Genomic DNA, 4,468 nt, shown 5'->3' with positions numbered 1-4,468 from the left:
CAACGGTTCACAAATGTACCGTGTTGGTAAGAACCAATACATCAAGAAGGCTAACTTCTAATAAGCAGTTATTAGATAAGTGCTAATACAAGAAAAGTCGAAGCGAAAGCTTCGGCTTTTTTTTTATAAGATGAATAATATATTAACTCTGGAGCCCCAAAGCTTATATTCCACAGATAATAATTCAATAAAATCACTTACCAACTTTTGAAGAATGGTAAGTGATTTTTTCTATCTGACAATATTTTCAACTTGATGAATCTTTGCATATTCATCGCTGTACTTAATTTCAGCATTTCTCAATTCAATATCATTTTGAATATCTAAGAAGTATTTTGATGATACTCCAAACAACTTCCCAAGTCTTATTGAAGTGTCTACCGTGATCTTTCTCTTATCATGAAGAATATCTAGAATTCTTGATGTCGGAACATCGATTTCTTTTGCTACAGCATAAGCAGACATATTTAATGGTTTCATGAATTCTTCAGTTAAGATTTCACTTATCTTCGGAGTGGGAATTTTAGAAGAGAAAATACCCCTCTATAGTTAAATACGCAAAAAAGGCTGATTTTTACCTTAAACCAAAAAAATATTTTGTCAAAACATATTTAATCTATACATGAACCGTGATAGAATTATCTCAAAATTAAATATATCTGATTATTTGACACAAGGGGGTTTATCTTTGCATCATGTTTTTGATTTATTCTCAGATGTTGATTCTAACTATGGCAACTTCTCAAAAGAAAAATTCGTCTGCTGGTATGCAGAAGATGAGTCCATTAGAAACTGTGTCGAAAAGATTGACTATTACGAATTGTCGGGACAAGATACGATTGCCTTCTTCGATCTGCGCAGACAGCCAATCGATGGCGTGTACCGCTCGCTAATCCTTGATGAGCAGAAAGGTTTAATCTTGTCACGCCAGTCTTCCAAACAAATTCAAAATACTGTCTATGATAAGACTTCAATTGGCAAAAAGGTATTCCAAGACTTCATCAAGAATAATCTCAAATATCAATATCGTCATTGCCTATCATTTGGTTACGTTGCCTTTTTCTTCAAGCATGGAATCACCCAAGGCAGCGACTGCATTTCACTCCATAAGGTAAAAGACGTCGAGTTCGACATGAAGCAGAATCAATGCCACTTCCAGACTTTAGGAATGAAGCACAACCTAACCATCACCTTCACCGATATTAATGAAAATCTACCGAAGCGCATCGAAGAGAGCATCATCCATAATCAGGTGGTCTCTAATTCCTTGAGCCATCATCTCGAGCATATCAGTCTGAAATGTATGCCCGCATATAAGAGTGTGCTTGACGCAATTCTTTTCAATGAAGAATGGATTACGAAAACTCCGGGAAAAGTTCATCTAGCAGAAGTTGCTCATGAGATTGTGGATATCATGTTGAACGCTTTGGTCGAGACAATACAGAAAGAAGTTAACTGGCTAGATCATCAGGAACATATTAGAAGAGTTAAGCGAATGCTCAAGGATCAATAAAAACAGAAAAGAAATTTTGTCCAAGGTGCACCCTACAGAAATGTAAATCTGTAGGGTATTATTCTGCAGTTTGTAAAATTTGTAGAAAGCACAAACTTGATAGAACGGGCTTTTTGCAGGCTGCACCTTGGAAAGTATTACATTAACGACCTTGTTAATCTATTAATTGCACAAGCGCTTGTGACATCAAATAAAAGGAAAATGTCACATATGAAAATTAGTCAGGAAAATTTTGTTACTGCATGGGAGAATCAACGATTGGTTCATGGAGCGTTGAAGAAGGCTCATGTGCGGATGGATTACGATCACTATGATGACTTCTTTCAGAATGGTGTCATTATTTATGCTCAAATGTTGGAGCAGTATTGTGATAAACCACGAGAAGAAGTTGATAAGTTGAGCTTCAACAAGATCTATTGGAAGACATTGAATGAACTGCACAAGGTTCAGCTAAATTGTGAACGTGATGCAGAGATGGAAGAAGCTGCAGGGATTAGTGAAGATAAACTTGATTGGAACGAATTGCTCGTTTTGAAAAATGAACTACAGCAGATGAGTGAATTGGAGCGGAAGCTTTTGATTGAGCATATTGGTTATCAGCGGCGAATTGTGGATTTATGTCGGGATAACGATGTGGCTGTTGCTAGGGTTACCTTGCAGCGGATGAAGAAGCGATTATTGATGAGGTTGCGTGATAAAATGAGGTAAACAAATAGCGGTCAGCCTATATTTAGGAGACCGTATTTTTTTGAAAAAATTTAGGTAAAAATTGCCCTTTTTTGCGTATTTAACTATAGAGGGGTTTTGCTTCTCTAAATCGTTAAAAAGGAGGTAACCTATGACAGAAAATCATATGGTTAAAGGTTCTGATATCATGGATGATTACATGTTTCAGAACGTGATGGAAAATAAGGATAATTGTCAGGCGTTCTTGGATAGTCTCTTCCCTGATAAAAAGTTCAAGGTGATTGATGCCTATCCTCAAAAGAGAATTTGGCCGCTTGATATTGAGAAGCCAACGATTATGGATATTGTTGCTAAGGATGATAAAGGTGTGCAGTACAACCTTGAGATGCAGGTGAAGAGTCAGCCGTTTCGTGATGAGCGAGCAGAGTTTTATTCTTCAAGACTAGTGCAGAAGGCATTGTACAAAGGTGAAAATTATGATGAATTGAGGCGTACATATGTGATTTTTATCTTTGCATCTGATCCATTCAATGAGAATTTGCGTCGCTACACGATAAAAAATTCGGTAGTTGAATCAAAAAGAGCGCATTTCAACGGAAAATCTGCCATAATATACTTAAATTCTCAAGGCACTAAAGGCAAGATCACGACTGATCTGCAGGACTTCCTAAACTTGATGGAAGATAAACCAGTGTCTAATGGGAAAGCAATTAGGCAAATTCAAGAAACAATGGAAAATGTTGGAAAGACAAAAGATTGGAGGCAGAGAAGTATGTCAATTCAGTACAAGATTGATGCCGCGGAAGAAGCAGGCATAAAGAAAGGTATCAAACAAGGCATTAAGAAGTCAATTCGAATGTTTAAGCGAATGGGTGCTTCAAACGAAAATATCATTTCTGCAATAAAAATGGAGTATCCAGATGTTAGTGAAGCTGAATTAAAAGAATGGATTTCTGAAACAAAATAATAATATAAATACGGTCAGCCCAAATCAACATTGGACTGACCGTTTTATTTTTCAATATTTCTACGATACCCAGCTATATCTTTTTAAAAATAAATTTGATTTATCTTTACTATCGGTAACTAATGAATTTTGTTTTGCTTGATCTAGACGATAGTTTGTATCTAATGAGAGAAGTAATTCGCTTGAAATCCCCATAACTTCCTCAATCCGTAACGCAAGGACTTCTGTTAGGAATTTTTTGCGCGATAAGATATCAGAAACATGCTTCTGCGTAACACCGATTCTGGAAGCTAAATCAGATTGAGTTATTCTGTAATGATTCATTATTTCCTTTAATAAATCAGCTGCAGAGCTAGTATGATATTTTCTTATTGTATTTTCGCGATGTAGCATGAAATACCCTCCTAAACAATAAAATAAAACTTAATGATAATCCTCAATGCTAAAAATTTGAACAGTTACTATTTTTTCTTTATTTGTAGATAAGCGATCATTCTTATCATAGCCTTCAAAGATCATGCGGTAATTGCTACTTACGTCAACAGCAAATTTATCTTGATACACTCCTTGAAGTGGATGACATCTTGGCGGTGGATCAGATGGAATTTGTTTTAAATTTAAAGCTGCATCAAATTCATCTAATCGTTCTTGAATTCGTTTAGCTCTTGCTTTTCCGTAATGCCGTTTTAATAATCTTGGATCATTAAGTATTTTGGCTAGTTTTCTAGATTCTGCAAAATATTCCATGAGCTTTTATGTTTCGAATTATACCAGAATGGTATAATTGAAATCAACCTTTCTATCTGTATAGTAGAGAAATAATCCCTCTATATATAAATACGCAAAAAAGGTCAATTATTTTTTTATTTTTTGAAAATAATTCAAAATTCAAAATTATCTAAATATACAAAAAATCCGAAGCTTTCGCTCAATGTCATTAAGTTAAGACATTGACTATAATGTGGTTCTTTTTTCTTACAAGCATTTCAACTTGCGTTTCCGAATATAACTTTTAATCCTAGAGCCAAAAAATCACTTACCTTCTTCAAACACGGGTAAGTGATTTCTTTGTGTTTTTAGGAACTTTCGTATGAACAAATGTAGCCACCTGAGTTATGTTAACCATAGTTTGCAGGTTTTGAGATTAATTATATCTATTCAAATTCCAAGCAAAAGCTCCTTGTTGGTGACTGTGAAACTTCTATTTTACTGAGTTTATTACCGTTAGCTGCTAACTCATTATTAACTGAAACTTGAAAGCACTAAAATACACCAGAACCCTCGTCGGTTCTGGTTTTTCC

6 protein-coding genes are annotated in these 4,468 nt (G+C 35.2%); 3 read left to right on the top strand and 3 right to left on the bottom strand.

Going from position 1 to position 4,468, the window contains the following annotated elements:
* Positions 1–231: 231 nt before the first annotated feature.
* Positions 232–537: a HigA family addiction module antitoxin gene (locus tag FC46_RS09515; RefSeq protein WP_157046831.1), complete on the bottom strand. Its 306-nt coding sequence runs from the start codon at positions 535–537 to the stop codon at positions 232–234.
* 151 nt (positions 538–688) lie between these two features.
* Here FC46_RS09515 and FC46_RS09510 point away from each other — a divergent pair, with 151 nt between their 5' ends.
* From FC46_RS09510 to FC46_RS09500, 3 genes are all read left to right on the top strand, one after another.
* Positions 689–1,513, top strand: coding sequence for a hypothetical protein (locus tag FC46_RS09510; RefSeq protein WP_057800154.1), 825 nt, complete (start codon positions 689–691; stop codon positions 1,511–1,513).
* Positions 1,514–1,771: 258 nt separating this feature from the next.
* Entirely contained in the window at positions 1,772–2,221 is a 450-nt protein-coding gene (locus FC46_RS09505) for a sigma-70 family RNA polymerase sigma factor (RefSeq protein WP_157046830.1), read from the top strand.
* A 130-nt stretch (positions 2,222–2,351) separates the two neighbouring features.
* The gene (locus FC46_RS09500) at positions 2,352–3,167 is read left to right on the top strand and encodes an Rpn family recombination-promoting nuclease/putative transposase (protein ID WP_057800148.1); all 816 of its coding nucleotides are present in this window, start codon (positions 2,352–2,354) and stop codon (positions 3,165–3,167) included.
* Positions 3,168–3,227: 60 nt separating this feature from the next.
* Here FC46_RS09500 and FC46_RS09495 read toward each other — a convergent pair whose 3' ends face one another.
* Positions 3,228–3,560, bottom strand: a complete 333-nt coding sequence (locus FC46_RS09495) for a HigA family addiction module antitoxin (protein ID WP_057800145.1) — start codon at positions 3,558–3,560, stop codon at positions 3,228–3,230.
* A 30-nt stretch (positions 3,561–3,590) separates the two neighbouring features.
* The gene (locus tag FC46_RS09490; protein ID WP_057800143.1) at positions 3,591–3,914 is read right to left on the bottom strand and encodes a plasmid maintenance system killer protein; all 324 of its coding nucleotides are present in this window, start codon (positions 3,912–3,914) and stop codon (positions 3,591–3,593) included.
* Positions 3,915–4,468 lie beyond the last annotated feature (554 nt).

It is taken from the genome of Lactobacillus kalixensis DSM 16043, from assembly GCF_001434335.1.
GTDB classification, from domain to species: Bacteria; Bacillota; Bacilli; order Lactobacillales; family Lactobacillaceae; genus Lactobacillus; species Lactobacillus kalixensis.
This window is presented reverse-complemented; position numbering and strand designations above follow the sequence as displayed.

Coding starts and splice junctions, on each gene's coding strand:
- FC46_RS09495 (WP_057800145.1), bottom strand. CDS start 3,560: ATGCTACATCGCGAAAATACAATAAGAAAATATCATACTAGCTCTGCA.
- FC46_RS09490 (WP_057800143.1), bottom strand. CDS start 3,914: ATGGAATATTTTGCAGAATCTAGAAAACTAGCCAAAATACTTAATGAT.
- FC46_RS09500 (WP_057800148.1), top strand. CDS start 2,352: ATGACAGAAAATCATATGGTTAAAGGTTCTGATATCATGGATGATTAC.